The organism is Bacillus cereus group sp. BfR-BA-01311 (assembly GCF_022664295.1).
Taxonomy (GTDB): domain Bacteria; phylum Bacillota; class Bacilli; order Bacillales; family Bacillaceae_G; genus Bacillus_A; species Bacillus_A cereus.
The window spans coordinates 420905-439737 of the sequence record NZ_JAKUHC010000001.1; the positions used below are offsets into that span (position 1 = coordinate 420905).

Sequence of the window (18833 nt, forward strand, 5' to 3'; positions counted from 1 at the left end):
GGTGTAAGTTATGAGTCTTCTCGGTCGTTTAAACGATGATATGAAACAAGCGATGAAGAATAAACAAAAAGAAAAATTAACCGTTATTCGTATGGTTAAGGCTGCTTTACAAAATGAAGGTATTAAACTGCAACATACTCTTACTGAAGAAGAGGAAATAACAGTTTTAGCTCGTGAAGTAAAACAGTATAAGGACTCCCTCCTTGAATTTAAAAAAGCTGGTCGTGAAGACCTTGTTAATAAACTGCAAAGTGAAATTCAGATTTTAAGCGCATATTTGCCAGAGCAATTAACTGAAGAAGAACTAGTTGATGTAATCAAGCAAGTTATTTCTGAAGTTGGTGCGACTTCTAAAGCAGATATGGGTAAGGTGATGACTGCTGTTATGCCGAAAGTAAAAGGTAAAACAGACGGATCACTTGTGAATAAGCTGGTTATCCAGCTATTAGCATAAAAAAACGTCTCATTTCGTATGAGACGTTTTTTTATTGTTCTTATTAAGGAGAAACGCTATATTGCTTAAAAAGCGTTTCTGTAAGTGATAAAAACCCCTCTAGTTAAAGTTTCAATTTATTATTTCCTTGTATAATTCCGATTCTACACCTATTCTTACTTCCTTGACTAAAACTTCTTTCGCGAATAAAAGCTAAGTACCGAGCCTTCTGAAACTCAGATTGAAGTTTTATAGCTTGCTCTTCAGCATAATCCTCAAAGGTAACGAAAGAGATTCTAACTATTTTAGATTTTGCATCAGTTGCATAAAATGGCTGGATATTACTGTCGGTAACTTGTTTTAAAACATTCAAAATTTCTTGACCAAAGCCGATTTCCTTTCGTATTTCCTCATTTATTAATTCATTTTTTAATGAACCCTAATATTTTTTGAAATTCATATAACAACCATCTATAAAATATTCTTACTTACAACGTAACATTCAGATTGAAGAAATTTTCTTTTTTTTGATTTTATCCCGCATTAACGGGTAGCCCGATTGGTGAGGATTGATTATAGTTTTACTTTATCTCAGTTGTCCAATAAATGACAACTACTTATTCTATGGTCAGTATGTCACGTCCAGAACGAATTGTAACAGGTTTTTTCAAGTTTCCCACTTCTCGCTAGGCTCAATTTCTTAATGTAACTTGTACTGATATCCTGTAGGGGCGCATATTCTTGTATTAATACTTCTATTATTAAAGGTAACATCCTCTGATCCATCATTGTCCTGACAAATATGATTTCATATAGCGACTGTTTTAATTAACATGATATGAACTCTTGCAGAATATAGTTATGTTAGTGAAGTCGTTATAACACGATAGGCACTTGTGAAGAAATACATATATATGGGATGAGAGGGGGTCTTTCGAGATGAAGAAATTAGAACAAATGAAAAATTGGTTGACAAAACAAGTAGACCTACCAGTGGATGTATTAATGGATCTACCTCGGATTACTCTTGTTGGGCAAATACATATTTATATAGAAAATCATCGGGGGTTATTAGTGTTTTCAGATAAAGAAGTGCGATTGCTTTTAAAACACGGTCAATTATTAATTAAAGGACAATCCTTTGTTATTAAAACGATTCTTCCAGAAGAGCTTTTACTCGAGGGGATAATTGAGCAAGTAACATTTTTAGAAAATGAAAAAAAAGGTGATTGAAGTGAAACTTCCATTTGTGAAGTTTTTCTTCTTTATCCTGTAAAAGTTCCGTTGATAGAGACTGATTACAGTTTTACTCTGTTTTATTTTAGTACGAGCTATTTTAATGCTTCAAATAAAAAGTAGTATATCTACTTTTAGAAGGGTAGTGAAGGTGGTAAATGAAAAATAAATGGTTTATAAAGTGGCTTGGATATGTAAAAGTGCGAATTGAAGGTAGAGGAGCGGAACGGTTTGTTAATGAATGTGTACGGAGGAATTTATTAGTTTGGGATGTTAAAAAGATAGCTGATGAAACGTTAGTTTTTTGTATGTTGTTACGCGATGTGAAAAAAATAAAACCAATTTATAGAAAAAATGAATGTAAATTATATTTTATTGGACGTTATGGTTTTCCTTTTTGGAATAAACGTTTAATTAAAAACAGTGGATTTTTAATTGGTTTTTTAATTTTCTTTTTTGGTGTGATTGCAATGTCAAATATGGTTTGGAAAATTGAAATTACAGGAGCTAAACCTGAAACAGAATATATATTGATGAAAGAATTGGATAAAATGGGTATTAAAAAAGGGAAACTACAATTTCAAATGCCGAATGTAGAAGATGTACAACGCCATTTGACAGATAATATTAATGCCATTACTTGGGCGGGACTAGAAGTAAGGGGAACGACTTATCATTTTAAAATTGTTGAAAAAAACGAACCGAAGAAAGAAAAGGAACAAAGGCCGCAAAATTTAGTAGCAAAAAAAGAAGCGATTATTACAAAGACGTTTGTAGAAGTTGGAAAGCCGGTTGTACTGAAAAATGATCATGTAGAAAAAGGGCAGATTCTCGTATCGGGAATATATGGTAATGAGGAAAGTCCGACGATTGTTTCAGCGAAAGGTATTGTATATGGCGAAACGTGGTATACATCTAAGGTGGATGTCCCGTTAAAGACGCAATTCCAAGTGTATACTGGTAATGTATACAATGAACATTTTCTTAAATTCGGGGATACGAAAATAAAAATATGGGGATTTCAGCATGATAAGTATAAACGCTCTCGTACTGAAAGTGTAAAGCATGATGTGAAATTATTTGGTTTTACACTGCCGATTGCATATGAAAAAGATGTTGTGAGAGAAGAGGAAGAAGCGAATCGAGAATATACAGAAAAGCAAGCGCTGAAAGTAGCGAAAGAGATGGCCGAAAAAGAACTAAAGAAAAAATTGGATGAACATGCTATGATTGTAAGTGATAAGATTTTGAGTAAAGAGGTTGAGGCGGATCAACTGAAAGTCACATTGCATTATACTGTGGTTGAAAATATTGCAGAGCCACAACCAATATCCGAATCCGATATTCAAGGAGACTGAGTAATGGCAGAACAATTAGTAGAAATGAACCAACAATTGGAAAATGCTAACGAAGCAATCGCTCTTTTTGGAGTTAATGATGCGCATTTAAAAGTAATTGAACGAGAACTGAATGTATCGATCGTAACTAGAGGAGAAACTGTTCATGTATCTGGGGCAGTTGAAACGGTGGCACTCGTAGAAAAAATCTTACAGCAATTACTTGTTGTAATTCGTAAAAGTATATCAATTTCAGAGAGAGATGTTGCGTATGCGATTCAGCTTGCACAACAAGGGAAAATTGCTCAATTTGAAGAGTTATATGAGGAAGAAATTTTCAAGACTGCAAAAGGTAAATCCATTCGTGTAAAAACAATGGGGCAAAGAAGATATATTCATGCGATGAAGAAGAATGATATTGTCTTTGGGATAGGGCCTGCAGGAACTGGAAAAACATATTTAGCTGTAGTAATGGCTGTGAGGGCTTTAAAACAAGGATATGTAAAGAAAATTATTTTAACAAGACCTGCTGTAGAAGCTGGAGAAAATTTAGGTTTTTTACCAGGGGATTTGAAAGAGAAGGTAGATCCATACTTACGCCCGTTATATGATGCTTTACATGATATTCTTGGACAAGAATATACGCAGCGTATGATGGAGCGAGGAGTAATTGAAATAGCTCCGCTTGCTTATATGAGGGGGCGTACGCTTGATGATTCATTTGTTATTTTAGATGAGGCTCAAAATACAACGGGTGCTCAAATAAAAATGTTTTTAACAAGATTAGGTTTTAGTTCTAAAATGGTTATTACAGGGGACCCTTCACAAGTAGACTTGCCAAAAGGGGTAAAATCAGGGCTATCTATAGCTGCTAATATTTTATCTGGTGTATCAGGTCTGTCATTTATTACATTAGAACAAACGGACGTTGTGAGACATCCATTGGTGCAACGTATTATTGAGGCATATGATAAAATGGAATGATCCTATTTGTCAGGATCATTTCTTTTTGTATGATAAGGTTGGCGAACGTCATATTGTTTACTATCATGAAAGATAAGGAAAATAAACTATTGGTACTAGTGTATAAAATATTGCCTCAAAGTATCGTTTGGTAGAAGAAATGAAAGCTATAAATAGTTTCACTTTATTTCTGGAGAGGAGAAGGTATTGAAATCATGTCAAGATCTCAAGAAATTTCTAAGTGGTTTCGTAATTTACAACATTCGAAAAAACTAAGTTGGATTTCTTACGTTGTGTTAGGAGCAGTGCTGTTTTTTGCGCTTATGAATAATGTAAAACCAGAACAATTAGATGTTAATATGTATTCTATTGCGAAAAAGACAATCCATTCTCCTATAAAAATTGAAGATAAAGTTACAACGGATAAAAAGAAAAAAGAAGCCGCTACAAAAGTTGAAGATCAATATACATATAAAAGTGAGTATAAACAAAACAAAGTTGATATTGTGAATGACGTCTTTGCTAAAGTGGATGAAGTGGTGCAAGAGATTAAAGCTGTTGGACCGGATGATCAAAAAAAGATGACTGATGCTGAGAAAGTGGACAAGTTAAAAAAGAAACTACCCGCTGACTTAACGAAAGAATTATCTGATTCAAACTTACTAAGTTTGATTAATGCAGATTCGAGCCAATTAGTATTAGCGAAAGATGCTGCGGTCACGGCGATTAATAGTATCATGACTGAGCATATTAAAATGGACGAATTGAAAGATGCGAAAGAACGATATGTAAGTGAGATGAATAGTGTTAATGTTGATAATGGTTTAAAAGAGTCGATTAAAGCGCTAGGAAGATATGCAATTTCAGCGAACTATTTTTATGACCCGATCTTAACGAAAGAGAAGAGAAAAGCAGAGGAAGACTTAGTTCCACCTGTTTATATTCTTCAAGGACAAGTTCTTGTTAGAGAAGGTGAAACCATTTCAAGTGATGTGTATAATCAGTTGAAATTAGTTGGTTTGTTAGAAAAAGGGAACGGCTTTCAACCTTATGTTGGATTAGCGGTACTCATTGGTGTGTTACTATACTTTATGCATAAACAATTTGAATTATTTTTAAAGAGAAAAAGAGAAGATAGACCGTATGTTTTAGCGTATATTACAATTTTGTCTATCACAATCGTCTTAATGAAAATCATTAGTTTGTTTCAAAAACTTGAATACGCGGGGATTGCATATGTTGTCCCAGTTGCGATGGGAACAATACTTGTAAAACTAATGATTGGTGATCGATTTGTCTTTTTAACGAGTATGATTTTTTCTGTATGCGGAAGTATTATGTTTAATGAAGGGGTAACGAGTACATTAAATTATAGTGTAGGGATTTACGTATTGTTAAGTTCATTATCGGTTAGTATTTTCTTGCGAGAAAAAAATCGTCGTACAATGATTTTACAAGCTGGTATACTCGTTTCTGTATTAAATGTAGTCGTATTGGCGGCGCTCTTATTATTACGTAATGGGAATTTTTCGCCTCTTGAAATTGGTACGCAATTATTAATGGCTTCACTTTCAGGGATTATATCATCCGTTTTGGCTATGGGGATTTTACCATATTTAGAAAGTGGACTTGGAATCGTATCAAGTATGAAGCTTATGGAATTATCAAGCCCAAATCATCCGCTTTTACGCAGAATTTTGTTAGAAGCGCCAGGGACATATCATCATAGTGTAATGGTAGCGAATCTTTCTGAGGCTGCTTGTGAAGCAGTCGGGGCAAATGGTGTATTAGCGCGTGTAGGGGCATATTATCATGATGTAGGAAAAACAGTACAACCGCAATTTTTTATTGAAAACCAAATGGGAATTGAAAACCCGCATGATAAATTAGATCCTGTAACGAGTAAAGATATTATAATTGCTCACGTAACGGATGGAGTAAGAATGCTCGAAGAATATCATATTCCACAAGAAATTATTGATATCGCTGGGCAACATCACGGTACAACGTTACTGAAATATTTTTATTATAAAGCTATTAAAGAAGATAAAGAAAAATATACAGAAGAGATGTTCCGTTATCCAGGTTCAAAAGCAACTTCGAAAGAATCGGCAATTGTTGGTATTGCTGATAGTGTAGAAGCTGCGGTACGTTCTATGAATCACCCAACGCCAGAACAAATTAATAATTTGGTGCAAAGTATTATTAAAGATCGACTGCAAGACGGTCAATTTAGTGAATGTGATTTGACGTTTAAGGAACTACAAATCGTTGGAAAAACGTTGTGTGAAACGTTAAATGGTATTTTCCATTCGCGTATTACATATCCGGAACCTCCGGAAGAAAAGGAGAAAGAATGAATTTGTTAATTGATTTTATTGATGAAACAGAAGAAGTAAAAGAAGAGTATATGAGTTTAATTCGTGAAGTGTTAGAAAAAGCAGCTCAAATGGAAAATATCGAGGATGGTGCGGAGGTATCGGTGACATTTGTAGATAATGAGCGCATTAGAGAAATTAATCGTGATTACCGAGATAAAGATCAACCTACAGATGTAATATCCTTTGCCATGGAAGAGATGGGAGAAGGAGAAATGGAGATTGTTGGTGCAGAGATGCCGCGCATGTTAGGGGATCTTATTATCTCTATTCCAAGGGCGAAAGAGCAAGCTGAAGAGTACGGACATTCTTTCGATCGTGAACTTGGATTTTTGGCGTTACATGGCTTTTTACATTTACTTGGTTATGATCACATGACAGAAGAAGATGAAAAAGAAATGTTCGGAAGACAAAAAGAAATTTTAGAAGCTTTTGGATTAGGACGATGAAAAAAGGAAAACTTATAGATAGTTTTGGATATGCTATAGCTGGTATATTCTTTTGTTTTCGTCATGAACGAAATATGAAAATCCATTATTTAGCCGCAGTCATTGTTATATGCTGCGGCTTTTATTTCCATATTACGAAAATAGAGTGGATGATATTACTTATTGTAATAGGGAGTGTAATGAGTTTAGAGATGGTAAATACGGCTGTGGAAAAAACGGTAGATTTAGCGACTGCCGATATTCATCCGTTTGCAAAAATTGCAAAGGATGTTGCGGCAGGAGCGGTTTTATTGTTTGCAATTATAGCTGTTATAATTGGTGCTATTATCTTTTTACCGTATATGGTATAGTTGCATTCCGAAGCTTTTATTAAGCTTTGGAAGTGCCGTAAGGGCCTTTAATGAGAGAGTGTATCTCTTCATAGCTGTGAACAGGAAGGATGCGGGAATATGAATAGTAAACAATTAATTCTAGAAGCAATCGAAGCGCGTAAACAAGCGTACGTACCATATTCTAAATTTCAAGTAGGTGCAGCATTATTAACGCGCGGTGGAAAAGTATATCGTGGATGTAATGTTGAGAATGCATCATATGGCTTATGTAATTGTGCTGAAAGAACAGCTTTATTTAAGGCGGTTTCTGAAGGGGATAACGAATTTGTAGCCATTGCGGTTGTAGCAGATACAAAGCGTCCAGTACCTCCTTGTGGAGCATGTCGACAAGTTATGGTAGAATTATGTAAACAGGATACGAAAGTATACTTATCAAACTTACATGGTGACGTTCAAGAGACGACAGTCGGAGAATTGTTACCAGGAGCATTTTTAGCGGAGGATTTACATGAATAGAAAAGGTTATAAATCAGGTTTTGTCTCTATTATTGGCAGACCGAATGTTGGAAAATCTACATTTTTAAACCGTATTATCGGCCAGAAAATTGCTATTATGAGTGATAAGCCACAAACGACTCGTAATAAAATTCAAGGTGTATATACAGAAAATGATGCACAAGTTATTTTCATTGATACACCAGGAATACATAAACCTAAACATAAATTAGGCGACTTCATGGTAAAGATGGCGCAAACGACATTAAAAGAAGTTGATATTGTTCTGTTTATGGTTAATGCAGTTGAAGGATTTGGTCGTGGTGAGGAATTCATCATTGAGAAATTAAAAGAAACGAAACAACCAGTATTTTTAGTCATTAATAAAATTGACCAACTTCATCCAGAGCAATTACTAGAGTTAATTGATCAATATCGTAAACTACATGAATTTGCAGAGATTGTACCAATTTCTGCGTTAGACGGTAATAATGTGGACGCTTTAATTGGAACAATTAAAAAGTATTTACCAGAAGGACCACAATACTATCCAGAGAATCAAGTAACGGATCATCCGGAGAGATTTATTATTGCAGAGCTTATTCGTGAGAAAGTACTACATTTAACACGTGAAGAAGTGCCGCATTCTGTGGCTGTTGTTATCGATGCGATTCAAAAGCGTGAGGGCGGGGCAGTTTATATAAATGCAACGATTGTTGTTGAACGTGCATCACAAAAAGGAATCATCATCGGAAAACAAGGAAAAATGTTAAAAGAAGTTGGTAAGCGAGCTCGTTTTGATATTGAAGCGCTACTTGGTTCTAAAGTATTTTTAGAAGTATGGGTAAAAGTGCAAAAAGATTGGCGTAATAAAATGTCTCAGCTTCGTGACCTAGGTTTCCGCGAGGATGAGTACTAAAATAGAGTAAAGTTGTAATCAGTGGATGGTTGGTTCATCCACTGATTATTGGTTTTTATGAACTTTGATAAATTAGGAAAAATTTTTCTCACATGAAAATGGACAAAATGGGTCAATTTAATAACAACAAAGGAAATTGGTTTATAGGCTACGCTTATTGAGAAAGGTGGATTCTTATGCTAGATTTTACCTGGAAGTTTTTCTCCAAAACAGGAAGCATTGAAACGTACTTGCTTTTGAAAGAAATGGAAAAAGACGTAAACGATGAGATGGATCAACATGAAGAGGAGCTAGCGCATCTAGACTCTCCAATTTCTTGACCCGTTTTGTTCAAACCTTGGATGGTGACGAACATGTTTCAAAAAGTTGAGGGCATCGTTATCCGTACGACAGATTACGGAGAAACGAACAAGATTGTTACAATATTCTCAAGAGAACTTGGTAAGGTAAGTGCAATGGCAAGAGGGGCAAAAAAACCGAAAAGCCGATTAGCATCTGTGTCGCAATTAATGACACATGGCCAGTTTCTTATTCAAATGGGATCTGGGCTTGGAACATTGCAACAAGGCGAGATTATTTCAACTATGAAAGAAATTCGCGAGGATATATTTTTAACTGCTTATGCATCATTTATTGTTGAATTAACTGATAAAGCAACAGAAGATAAAAAACATAATCCGTATTTATTTGAAATGTTATATCAAACGTTGCATTATATGTGTGAGGGTGTTGATCCAGAAGTATTATCATTAATTTATCAAACGAAAATGCTTCCGGTATTAGGGATGCGCCCGTACTTTGATACATGTGCGATTTGTCATCAAGAAACAGACTTTGTCGCCTTCTCCGTCAGGGAAGGCGGTTTTCTGTGCTCACGTCATGCAGAGCAAGACCCATATCGTATACCGGTAGGAGAAGCTGTTCATAAATTATTACGTCTTTTCTTCCATTTCGATTTACATAGGCTCGGAAATGTATCGGTAAAGGATAGCACAAAAAAACAAATGCGTTTAGTATTGAATACATATTATGATGAATATTGCGGAATTTATTTGAAATCAAGACGTTTTTTAGAACAACTTGATAAGTTTCAAATATAATTTTGGGCCGTATACGGTCCTTTTTACATACTTTCTTTTTCGAATAGCATATTTAGTATATAATATTTAAGAGATAGTATAACTTTTTTCGTTGTGCATTAAAGGTGGTGATTATCATAGAGCTGAATAAACGGCAAGAACATATCATTCAGATTGTAAAAGATCACGGTCCTATTACAGGGGAATCAATTGCAGCGCAATTGGGTCTAACACGTGCGACGCTAAGACCAGACTTAGCAATTTTAACGATGGCTGGTTATTTAGAAGCACGTCCACGCGTAGGTTATTTTTATACGGGTAAAACTGGGGGGCAGCTATTATCTGAAGCTGTTAAGAAAATTAAAGTACAAGATTATCAATCTAGACCGGTTGTAATTGATAAAAATGTTTCCGTATACGATGCAATTTGTACGATGTTTTTAGAGGACGTTGGTACATTGTTCGTTGTAGATCAGATGACTCTATTAGTTGGTGTTGTGTCTCGTAAAGATTTATTAAGAGCGAGCTTAGGAAAGCAGGATTTAACCTCTCTTCCGGTTAATATTATCATGACAAGGATGCCAAACATTGCGATGTGTCGTAGAGAGGATTCTTTATATGATATTGCGATGGAATTAATAGAAAGACAGATTGATGCAATGCCAGTTGTAAAAGATACGAAACAAGGTTTAGAAGTGATTGGGCGAATTACAAAAACAAATATTACACGTGCGTTTGTAAATTTAGTAAATAACGAATAAGTGTAATTTGTTTAAAGTGAGGTAATGTAATGGATAATAAAATCGTATATGTCGTATCTGACTCTGTAGGGGAAACGGCTGATTTGGTTGTTCGAGCAGCAATGGGGCAATTCCCGTTTGCTCCTGATATTAGACGTGTACCGTATGTAGAAGATACAGGGACATTAAAAGAAGTGATTTCGATTGCTAAGAGTAATCAAGCACTTATATGTTTTACGTTAGTTAAGCCTGATATGCGCCAGTATTTAGTAACAGAGGCTGCAAAAGAAGGGGTAGAGGCATACGATATTATCGGCCCTCTTATTGATCAAATTGAAGAAATTACGGGGCAAGTGCCGAGATATGAGCCAGGTGTTGTCCGTAGGTTAGATGAAGAATACTTTAAAAAGATTGAAGCGATTGAGTTTGCTGTGAAGTATGATGACGGCAGAGATGCACGAGGTATTTTAAAAGCAGATATCGTGTTGATTGGTGTTTCGCGTACATCAAAAACACCACTTTCCCAATATTTAGCTCATAACAAACGCTTGAAAGTTGCGAATGTACCACTCGTGCCAGAAGTTGACCCACCTGAAGAACTATATCAAGTGGCAAAAGAAAAATGTTTCGGTTTGAAAATTACGCCAGATAAGTTAAATCATATTCGAAAAGAACGATTAAAATCACTTGGATTAAGTGATGGAGCAACATATGCAAATATTAATCGTATTCAAGAAGAAATTGATCACTTTGAGGAAGTAATTAGTAAAATAAATTGCCAAGTAATCGATGTATCGAATAAAGCGATTGAAGAAACAGCAAATATTATTGTGAATGCAGTGCAAAACCAAAAAATGTTTTAGCACATTTACCAAAGGTGAATGTGCTTTTTTCGCTCGTGTGAAATATGATACCTATGGATTTTGTAATAGATTGTAGTGTAATGGTTATACTTATACTCCTTTGTCTTTTAGTATATTCAAGGTGTGAGTTTGTCATCCTGAAATGTAAGATGAAAAAATAAAGGGATATGTAGCGTAGTTGAAGAAAATATATTATAATAAAAAATTGTGATAAAAACCTATATTTTACGTTTAGACTTTAATTTTTCAGAATAAACTAGGGATAGGATTTACGAAAAAGACATGTAATTACGTTAAATCGACAAAATCTATACAAGAAAACGCACATTATGGAAGGATTCACAGAAGGGATGTAGAATACAGAAATATGCAAAACATCAACAACATATTAGTTGGTGTAGATGTATATCCCGTGAAGGCTGAAATTGTGCAAGTTGGAGCGGAATTTCATGTCGGAATTTTGTTTGTCGCATCATATGCTCATCCTTTAAGGAAATAGCAAGGCAATTGGATCATTGTAGATACTGAACAAAATGGAGTTGATTGTTATATGGATCAACATGAAAAAGTTACAGATCTCAAGATCAAACAGTATATGTGGCTTGCTACTCTTCTTGGAAAAAGGTGTATATGTATTGTTTCTAAGAGATACATTTGTAACAGATGAGCAAATGTATACAATTTTATATAGCAAGTATGTATATGCGATTTATGCAGATAAAGGACCTATAGGAAAGGTTCAAAATCGTTTATACAATGTAATCGGCAACACTTTCTAACAAGTTTAGAAAAATATTGTCGAATTATAAAGGAATTTTTTAATTTATATCGAATACAAAATACGACACGGAGATGGAGTTATGGGGAACAGAATTCCCGAAGAAGTTGTTGAACAGATTCGGACATCATCCGATATTGTAGAAGTCATTGGTGAATACGTTCAACTTAGAAAACAGGGGCGTAACTATTTCGGCCTTTGTCCATTTCATGGTGAGAATTCTCCTTCATTCTCTGTTTCATCTGATAAGCAAATTTTTCATTGCTTCGGATGTGGAGAAGGTGGAAATGTATTTTCCTTTCTAATGAAAATGGAAGGACTGGCTTTTACCGAGGCTGTTCAAAAGCTAGGCGAAAGAAATGGAATTGCGGTTGCAGAGTACACATCAGGACAAGGACAACAAGAAGACATATCTGATGACACTGTCATCATGCAACAAGCTCATGAATTATTGAAAAAGTATTATCATCATTTATTAGTAAATACGGAAGAGGGAAATGAAGCACTTTCATATTTATTAAACCGTGGTATTACGAAAGAGATGATTGAGAAGTTTGAAATTGGTTATGCATCACCTGCTTGGGATGCGGCGACGAAAATTTTACAAAAAAGAGGTTTATCGCTGTCTAGTATGGAACAAGCTGGCCTTCTAATAAGAAGTGAGAAGGATGGTAGTCATTACGATCGCTTCCGTGGAAGAGTTATGTTCCCGATCTATACGTTACAAGGTAAGGTGATAGCGTTTAGTGGAAGGGCGTTAGGGGATGACACTCCGAAATATTTAAATAGCCCTGAAACACCGATTTTTCACAAAAGTAAATTGTTGTATAACTTCCACCAAGCAAGACCGTTTATTAGAAAGCGTGGGCAAGTGGTTCTTTTTGAAGGATATGCCGATGTACTAGCTGCGGTAAAAAGTGGTGTGGAAGAAGCTGTTGCGACAATGGGAACAGCTTTAACTGAAGAACAAGCAAAACTTCTGCGACGTAACGTTGAAACTGTTGTTCTTTGCTATGATGGTGATAAAGCAGGGCGAGAAGCGACGATGAAAGCAGGGCAATTATTGCTAAAAGTTGGTTGCCAAGTGAAAGTCACATCCTTGCCAGATAAGCTTGATCCTGATGAATATGTGCAACAATATGGGACTACCGCTTTTGAAAATCTTGTGAAATCAAGTGTGAGTTTTGTTGGTTTTAAAATAAATTATTTGCGTTTAGGGAAAAATTTGCAAGATGAGTCTGGCAAAGAAGAATATGTGAAAAGTGTTTTAAAAGAGTTATCGTTGTTACAAGATGCGATGCAGGCAGAGTCATATTTGAAGTCATTATCGCAAGAATTTTCGTATTCAATGGAAACACTTTTGAATCAATTGCACCAATATCGCAAAGAACAAAAGGTACAGCAAAAACAAATAAAGCAGGTTGCTAAACCGTCTCAAGTCGTTCAAACAAAACCGAAGTTAACAGGTTTTGAAAGAGCGGAAAGAGAAATTATTTACCATATGTTGCAAAGTGCAGAAGTAGCTGTTCGTATGGAATCCCATATAGAAGATTTTCATACAGAAGAACATAAAGGGATTTTATATGAACTATACGCATATTATGAAAAGGGAAATGAACCTTCAGTCGGAACATTTTTAAGTTGGCTCTCTGATGAAAAGTTGAAAAATATTATCACTGATATTTCGACGGATGAATTTATTAATCCAGAATACACAGAAGAAGTGTTGCAAGGCCATTTGGAGACGCTTAGGCGGCATCAGGAAAAACTTGAAAAGATGGAGATCATCTTTAAAGTGAAACAAATGGAAAAAACAGATCCTGTAGAGGCTGCTAAATATTATGTAGCATATTTACAAAATCAAAAAGCGAGAAAATAGCTTTTTTGATAAAGTTTTAGTATAATGAATGTTTGTATCTCGCGTAAGGAGGGGAACAGATGGCTGACAAACCAGCTCGTTCTAAACAAATTGAAACTGAAATGACCCTTGAGCAAGTGAAAGAACAACTCACTGAGCTCGGAAAAAAACGTGGCGTTCTTACATATGAAGAGATTGCAGAACGCATGAATGGATTTGAAATTGAATCCGATCAAATGGATGAATACTATGAATATTTAGGTGAACAAGGCATTGACTTAGTTGGTGATAATGACAACGAAGAAGGCCCTAATAATCGCCAAATTTCAAAAACAGAAGAAGAGTTTGACCTCAATGATTTAAGTGTACCACCAGGGGTTAAAATCAACGATCCTGTTCGTATGTATTTAAAAGAAATTGGTCGTGTAGACTTACTATCTGCAGAAGAAGAAATTCGACTTGCAACGCGTATTGAAGAAGGCGATGAAGAAGCGAAACGTCGTCTTGCAGAAGCAAACTTACGTCTTGTAGTAAGTATTGCAAAGCGCTATGTAGGCCGTGGTATGCTTTTCTTAGACTTAATTCAAGAAGGTAATATGGGTCTAATTAAAGCTGTTGAAAAGTTCGATTATCGTAAAGGTTTCAAATTTAGTACGTATGCAACTTGGTGGATTCGCCAAGCTATTACACGTGCCATTGCAGACCAAGCGCGAACAATTCGTATTCCAGTCCATATGGTTGAAACGATTAACAAGTTAATTCGTGTACAACGCCAATTATTACAAGATTTAGGTCGTGAACCGTCTCCTGAAGAGATTGGTGAAGAAATGGATCTTGCTCCAGAAAAAGTACGTGAAATCTTAAAAATTGCACAGGAGCCAGTTTCTCTTGAAACACCAATTGGTGAAGAAGATGACTCCCATTTAGGTGACTTTATTGAAGACCAAGAAGCAACATCGCCTGCGGACCATGCAGCCTATGAATTGCTAAAAGAACAATTAGAAGATGTGTTAGATACGCTAACAGATCGTGAAGAAAATGTTCTACGTCTTCGTTTCGGTTTAGATGATGGACGAACTCGTACGCTTGAAGAAGTTGGGAAAGTATTTGGCGTAACGAGAGAGCGTATCCGTCAAATTGAAGCAAAAGCACTTCGCAAATTAAGACATCCAAGCCGTAGTAAGCGTCTTAAGGATTTCTTAGAATAGGTTATTTTTTAAGTTTACTTCACCATTGTGAAGTAAACTTTTTTATTTTGTTAATTTTTGTTAAAATTTAGCTATCGGCAACGATTACAATTTCTTGTAATTTATTTTACAGAATTGTCTTTTGATTTGCAAATGCTCATTTTTCGATTTTTCGATTAATTTTGTTTATTCTATACAAAAATATATGTAGAAAAGCGAAAAATATGATGAGAAACGTTAATAATTATCGAAATAATAAGCGATATGACAATAAAAAACAATAAACTGAATTTATGGAATATTTTTAACAAGTGGTAGTTTACTCTTTTCTGATAGAGCGTTTTCAAGTACAATGGAAATGACTGAATCATCTAACTATTTAGGGGTATAGAGGGGGGAGAAGAGATATGAAACGTAATCCGCTGATTCCGTTCGCTCTTATTGCAGCATTGGGTATTATCGTTATGTTTGTATTTTCATTTCAGGGGCTAAATAAATCTAAAGAGTTAGCTGATGCAAAAAATGGCGGGAAGCCAGCACAAACGGCATCAAAACCAGAAGATATTGTGAAGCAAAGCTGTACGAGCTGCCATGGTGATCAGTTACAAGGGGCAGTTGGACCTAACTTGCAAAAAATTGGTGGGAAACTTTCAAAGGATGAAATTAAAGAAATTCTTTCGAAAGGAAAAGGCAATATGCCTGCCAATATAGTTCCAGCTGATCAAGCCGCTAAAGTAGCTGATTGGTTATCGAAGAAAAAATAAAGTTCCGTATGACAAGCCTTTTGCTTATGCAAAGGGCTTGTTTTTCTATATTTTCTAAAATACGATGAATGATAGAGCAGTGAATTGTTGTTATGGGCTTGCAACAACTACTATAAATTCATTATCATGGAGACAGACTGACAAGAGAAGGAGTAATGGAAATACATGAATGAAGTAAAGCTTTCAAAACGATTAGAAGAAGTTGTACGTGAAATACCAGTAGGATCTACAGTCGCTGATATTGGATCGGATCATGCGTATTTACCGTGTTATACAATTATAAATAATATTGCTACAAAAGCAGTTGCAGGAGAGGTCGTAGATGGACCATTTCGCTCTGCGCAAGCAACTGTAGCTGAAAGTGGTTTACAAGATAAAGTAGATGTGCGTAAAGGGAATGGATTAGCTGTTATCGCACCAGGAGAAGTAGATGTAATTACAGTTGCCGGAATGGGCGGAGCGTTAATTCGTGACATTTTAGAAAGTGGTAAAGAAAAATTAGAAGGTGTAACACGTTTAATTTTACAGCCTAATATTGCAGCGCATCATATTCGTGAATGGTTTATTGAGAATGGTTGGGAGCTTATCCATGAAAAAATCGTAAAAGAAGATGGGAAAATTTACGAAATTTTAGTAGGGGAGCGAGGAAATGTTGCAGCGCCTTACTCTGAAAATAAACAAGCTGAATTGTTTATGGGACCATTTTTAATAACAGAAAAAAGTGAAGCCTTCGTTGAAAAATGGGAAGGAGAATTAAAAAACTTCCAAAATATTTTAAAACAGTTAGAACGTGCAGCTGATTCTGAAGAAACAAAAGCGAAGCGTGGGGAAGTAGAAGCGAAAATGAAAATGATAGGGGAGGTTTTATCATGAGTAAAATTCCAAATGGCCATGAAATTATTTCTTTATTTGAAAGTATGTATCCGAAGCATTTGGCGATGGAAGGAGATAAGATTGGCCTGCAGATTGGAGCGCTTAATAAACCGGTGCGGCACGTATTGATTGCGTTAGATGTAACGGAAGAAGTTGTGGATGAAGCAATTCAATTAGGGGCAAATGTCATTATTGCTCATCATCCTTTAATTTTTAACCCGTTAAAAGCGATTCATACAGATAAGGCGTATGGGAAAATTATTGAAAAGTGTATTAAAAATGATATTGCAATCTATGCAGCGCATACAAATGTGGATGTTGCTAAGGGCGGGGTAAATGATTTACTTGCTGAGGTGTTAGGATTGCAAAATACAGAAGTTTTGGCACCGACATATGCAGAAGAAATGAAAAAAGTTGTTGTGTTTGTGCCAGTCACTCATGCAGAAGAAGTAAGGAATGCATTAGGAGACGCAGGTGCTGGTCATATCGGCAATTATAGCCACTGTACGTTTAGTAGCGAGGGTACAGGCACATTTGTACCTCAAGAGGGGACAAATCCTTATATCGGGGAAACTGGACAGTTAGAACGTGTAGAAGAAGTGCGAATCGAAACGATTATTCCAGCTTCATTACAGCGGAAAGTGATTAAAGCAATGGTAACGGCGCACCCTTATGAAGAAGTAGCATACGATGTGTATCCGCTTGATAATAAAGGTGAAACGTTAGGCCTAGGAAAAATAGGATACTTACAAGAAGAAATGACGCTTGGTCAATTTGCAGAACATGTGAAACAATCATTAGACGTGAAGGGCGCAAGAGTTGTCGGTAAGTTAGACGATAAAGTGCGTAAAGTAGCTGTACTTGGTGGAGATGGTAATAAATATATAAACCAAGCGAAATTTAAAGGAGCAGATGTATATGTAACTGGTGACATGTACTATCATGTTGCTCATGATGCGATGATGCTCGGTTTAAATATAGTTGACCCAGGACATAATGTTGAAAAAGTAATGAAACAAGGTGTACAAAAGCAATTACAAGAAAAAGTAGATGCAAAGAAACTCAATGTACACATTCATGCTTCGCAGTTACATACAGATCCATTTATATTTGTATAAGAAAAATAAAAACCGTTGCTCATGCAAGCAACGGTTTTTATTATTGTTCTTTTTTCACTTTCACGCGAGGTAATATTTTTTGTAACGGTACTTTTCGAACTCTTTCCCATGTAGCGGGATTCATTGGGTTATATTGCTCTAAGAAAGCGATAACTTCTTTCGTAATTGGCGTTGGAGTAGAAGCACCTGCTGTAACAGCTACGTTTTCTACACCTTGTAGCCACTCTAATTGAATTTCGCTTACATCAGCAACTCGATATGCTTTTGTACCCGCGATTTCTTGTGATACTTGTGCTAAGCGATTTGAATTGTTACTTTTCGGATCACCAACAACAATTGTTAAGTCTGCAACATCAGCTTGTTTAGCGACAGCTTCTTGGCGAACTTGAGTTGCTAAACAAATTTCTTTATGGAATTCTGCTGTTGGGAATTTTTTTTGAATGTCCTCCATTAAATGTTGAACATCCCATTGACTCATCGTTGTTTGATTTGTTACTAAAATTTTATCTGTTGGGATTTCTAATGTTTTTAAATCATCGGCTCTTTCGATAAGGTGAACGATGTCAGGTGCAATACCAACTGCGCCTTCTGGCTCTGGATGATTTTTTTTACCGATATAAATGACATGATACCCTTCCGCTTTCTTAGCTTCGATAAGGTCATGCGTCTTGGTAACATCTGGGCAAGTAGCATCGATTGTTGTTAAACCTTTTTCTTTTGCGCGTTGTTTAACTTCTGGAGAAACACCGTGTGCAGTGAAAATAACAGTACCAGAATCAATTTTATCTAAAATTTCTAAGCGACTTGGACCGTCTAATGTGATGATTCCATCTTCTTCAAAAGCGTCTGTAACATGTTTATTGTGAACAATCATACCTAAAATATAAATGGGTCTCGGCAATGATTTATCTAATGCGGCGTTACGTGCAATTACCATTGCATCGACAACACCGTAGCAATAACCACGAGGGGAAATTTTAACAATTTTCATATGAGTAATCCTCTCCTTCTAAACAAGGGATACTTTTGTG

Annotated in this window: 20 protein-coding genes; 19 read left to right on the forward strand and 1 reads right to left on the reverse strand. The window is 35.8% G+C overall.

All coding sequences use genetic code 11. From position 1 onward, the window contains the following. Positions 1-10: 10 nt before the first annotated feature. The 19 genes from MR136_RS02210 to MR136_RS02300 all read left to right on the forward strand — a co-directional run bounded on the left by MR136_RS02210 (position 11) and on the right by MR136_RS02300 (position 17802). Complete coding sequence (locus MR136_RS02210; RefSeq protein ID WP_000054562.1) at positions 11-454, forward strand: GatB/YqeY domain-containing protein; 444 nt, start codon at positions 11-13, stop codon at positions 452-454. Positions 455-1372: 918 nt separating this feature from the next. Continuing rightward, complete coding sequence (gene yqfC, locus MR136_RS02215) at positions 1373-1666, forward strand: sporulation protein YqfC (RefSeq protein WP_000732269.1); 294 nt, start codon at positions 1373-1375, stop codon at positions 1664-1666. Between the two features lie 161 nt (positions 1667-1827). Then, positions 1828-3027, forward strand: a complete 1200-nt coding sequence (yqfD, locus tag MR136_RS02220) for a sporulation protein YqfD (protein WP_000792498.1) — start codon at positions 1828-1830, stop codon at positions 3025-3027. Positions 3028-3030: 3 nt separating this feature from the next. Further along, positions 3031-3990 carry a PhoH family protein gene (locus MR136_RS02225; protein WP_000840501.1) on the forward strand — a complete coding sequence of 320 codons (960 nt, stop codon included), beginning with the start codon at positions 3031-3033 and terminating at the stop codon, positions 3988-3990. A gap of 194 nt (positions 3991-4184) precedes the next feature. Beyond that, positions 4185-6329 (forward strand): HD family phosphohydrolase, encoded by a 2145-nt coding sequence (locus MR136_RS02230; RefSeq protein WP_017673538.1) that lies wholly within the window; start codon positions 4185-4187, stop codon positions 6327-6329. Beyond that, complete coding sequence (gene ybeY / locus MR136_RS02235) at positions 6326-6796, forward strand: rRNA maturation RNase YbeY (protein WP_001050397.1); 471 nt, start codon at positions 6326-6328, stop codon at positions 6794-6796. Before MR136_RS02230 ends, ybeY begins: the two co-directional genes overlap by 4 nt. Further along, entirely contained in the window at positions 6793-7146 is a 354-nt protein-coding gene (locus MR136_RS02240; RefSeq protein ID WP_000715464.1) for a diacylglycerol kinase family protein, read from the forward strand. Before ybeY ends, MR136_RS02240 begins: the two co-directional genes overlap by 4 nt. 99 nt (positions 7147-7245) lie before the next feature. Beyond that, on the forward strand, positions 7246-7644 hold the full coding sequence (locus tag MR136_RS02245; protein ID WP_017673539.1) for a cytidine deaminase: 399 nt from the start codon (positions 7246-7248) through the stop codon (positions 7642-7644). Beyond that, on the forward strand, positions 7637-8542 hold the full coding sequence (gene era, locus MR136_RS02250; RefSeq protein ID WP_001080230.1) for a GTPase Era: 906 nt from the start codon (positions 7637-7639) through the stop codon (positions 8540-8542). The genes MR136_RS02245 and era overlap by 8 nt, the downstream gene beginning before the upstream one ends. Before the next feature lie 176 nt (positions 8543-8718). Then, a complete protein-coding gene (locus MR136_RS02255; protein ID WP_000883924.1) occupies positions 8719-8862 on the forward strand; it encodes a YqzL family protein in 144 nt (47 codons plus the stop codon). A gap of 33 nt (positions 8863-8895) precedes the next feature. Further along, complete coding sequence (gene recO / locus MR136_RS02260) at positions 8896-9642, forward strand: DNA repair protein RecO (RefSeq protein ID WP_000487013.1); 747 nt, start codon at positions 8896-8898, stop codon at positions 9640-9642. Positions 9643-9749: 107 nt separating this feature from the next. Further along, positions 9750-10382, forward strand: a complete 633-nt coding sequence (locus MR136_RS02265; protein WP_000583756.1) for a transcriptional regulator CcpN — start codon at positions 9750-9752, stop codon at positions 10380-10382. A 29-nt stretch (positions 10383-10411) separates the two neighbouring features. Further along, the gene (locus MR136_RS02270) at positions 10412-11224 is read left to right on the forward strand and encodes a pyruvate, water dikinase regulatory protein (RefSeq protein ID WP_000368944.1); all 813 of its coding nucleotides are present in this window, start codon (positions 10412-10414) and stop codon (positions 11222-11224) included. Between the two features lie 635 nt (positions 11225-11859). After that, on the forward strand, positions 11860-12003 hold the full coding sequence (locus MR136_RS02275) for a hypothetical protein (RefSeq protein ID WP_000479733.1): 144 nt from the start codon (positions 11860-11862) through the stop codon (positions 12001-12003). Positions 12004-12084: 81 nt separating this feature from the next. Then, positions 12085-13881, forward strand: a complete 1797-nt coding sequence (gene dnaG / locus MR136_RS02280; RefSeq protein WP_000528221.1) for a DNA primase — start codon at positions 12085-12087, stop codon at positions 13879-13881. Between the two features lie 59 nt (positions 13882-13940). Next, positions 13941-15068 (forward strand): RNA polymerase sigma factor RpoD, encoded by a 1128-nt coding sequence (gene rpoD / locus MR136_RS02285; RefSeq protein ID WP_000764065.1) that lies wholly within the window; start codon positions 13941-13943, stop codon positions 15066-15068. A 386-nt stretch (positions 15069-15454) separates the two neighbouring features. Then, positions 15455-15811: a cytochrome c550 gene (gene cccA / locus MR136_RS02290; protein WP_000828141.1), complete on the forward strand. Its 357-nt coding sequence runs from the start codon at positions 15455-15457 to the stop codon at positions 15809-15811. Between the two features lie 165 nt (positions 15812-15976). Further along, on the forward strand, positions 15977-16684 hold the full coding sequence (locus MR136_RS02295) for a tRNA (adenine(22)-N(1))-methyltransferase (RefSeq protein ID WP_001006542.1): 708 nt from the start codon (positions 15977-15979) through the stop codon (positions 16682-16684). Further along, positions 16681-17802 carry a Nif3-like dinuclear metal center hexameric protein gene (locus MR136_RS02300; RefSeq protein ID WP_017673540.1) on the forward strand — a complete coding sequence of 374 codons (1122 nt, stop codon included), beginning with the start codon at positions 16681-16683 and terminating at the stop codon, positions 17800-17802. Before MR136_RS02295 ends, MR136_RS02300 begins: the two co-directional genes overlap by 4 nt. Before the next feature lie 40 nt (positions 17803-17842). Here MR136_RS02300 and MR136_RS02305 read toward each other — a convergent pair whose 3' ends face one another. Next, positions 17843-18793 (reverse strand): 4-hydroxy-3-methylbut-2-enyl diphosphate reductase, encoded by a 951-nt coding sequence (locus tag MR136_RS02305; RefSeq protein ID WP_000706662.1) that lies wholly within the window; start codon positions 18791-18793, stop codon positions 17843-17845. Positions 18794-18833 lie beyond the last annotated feature (40 nt).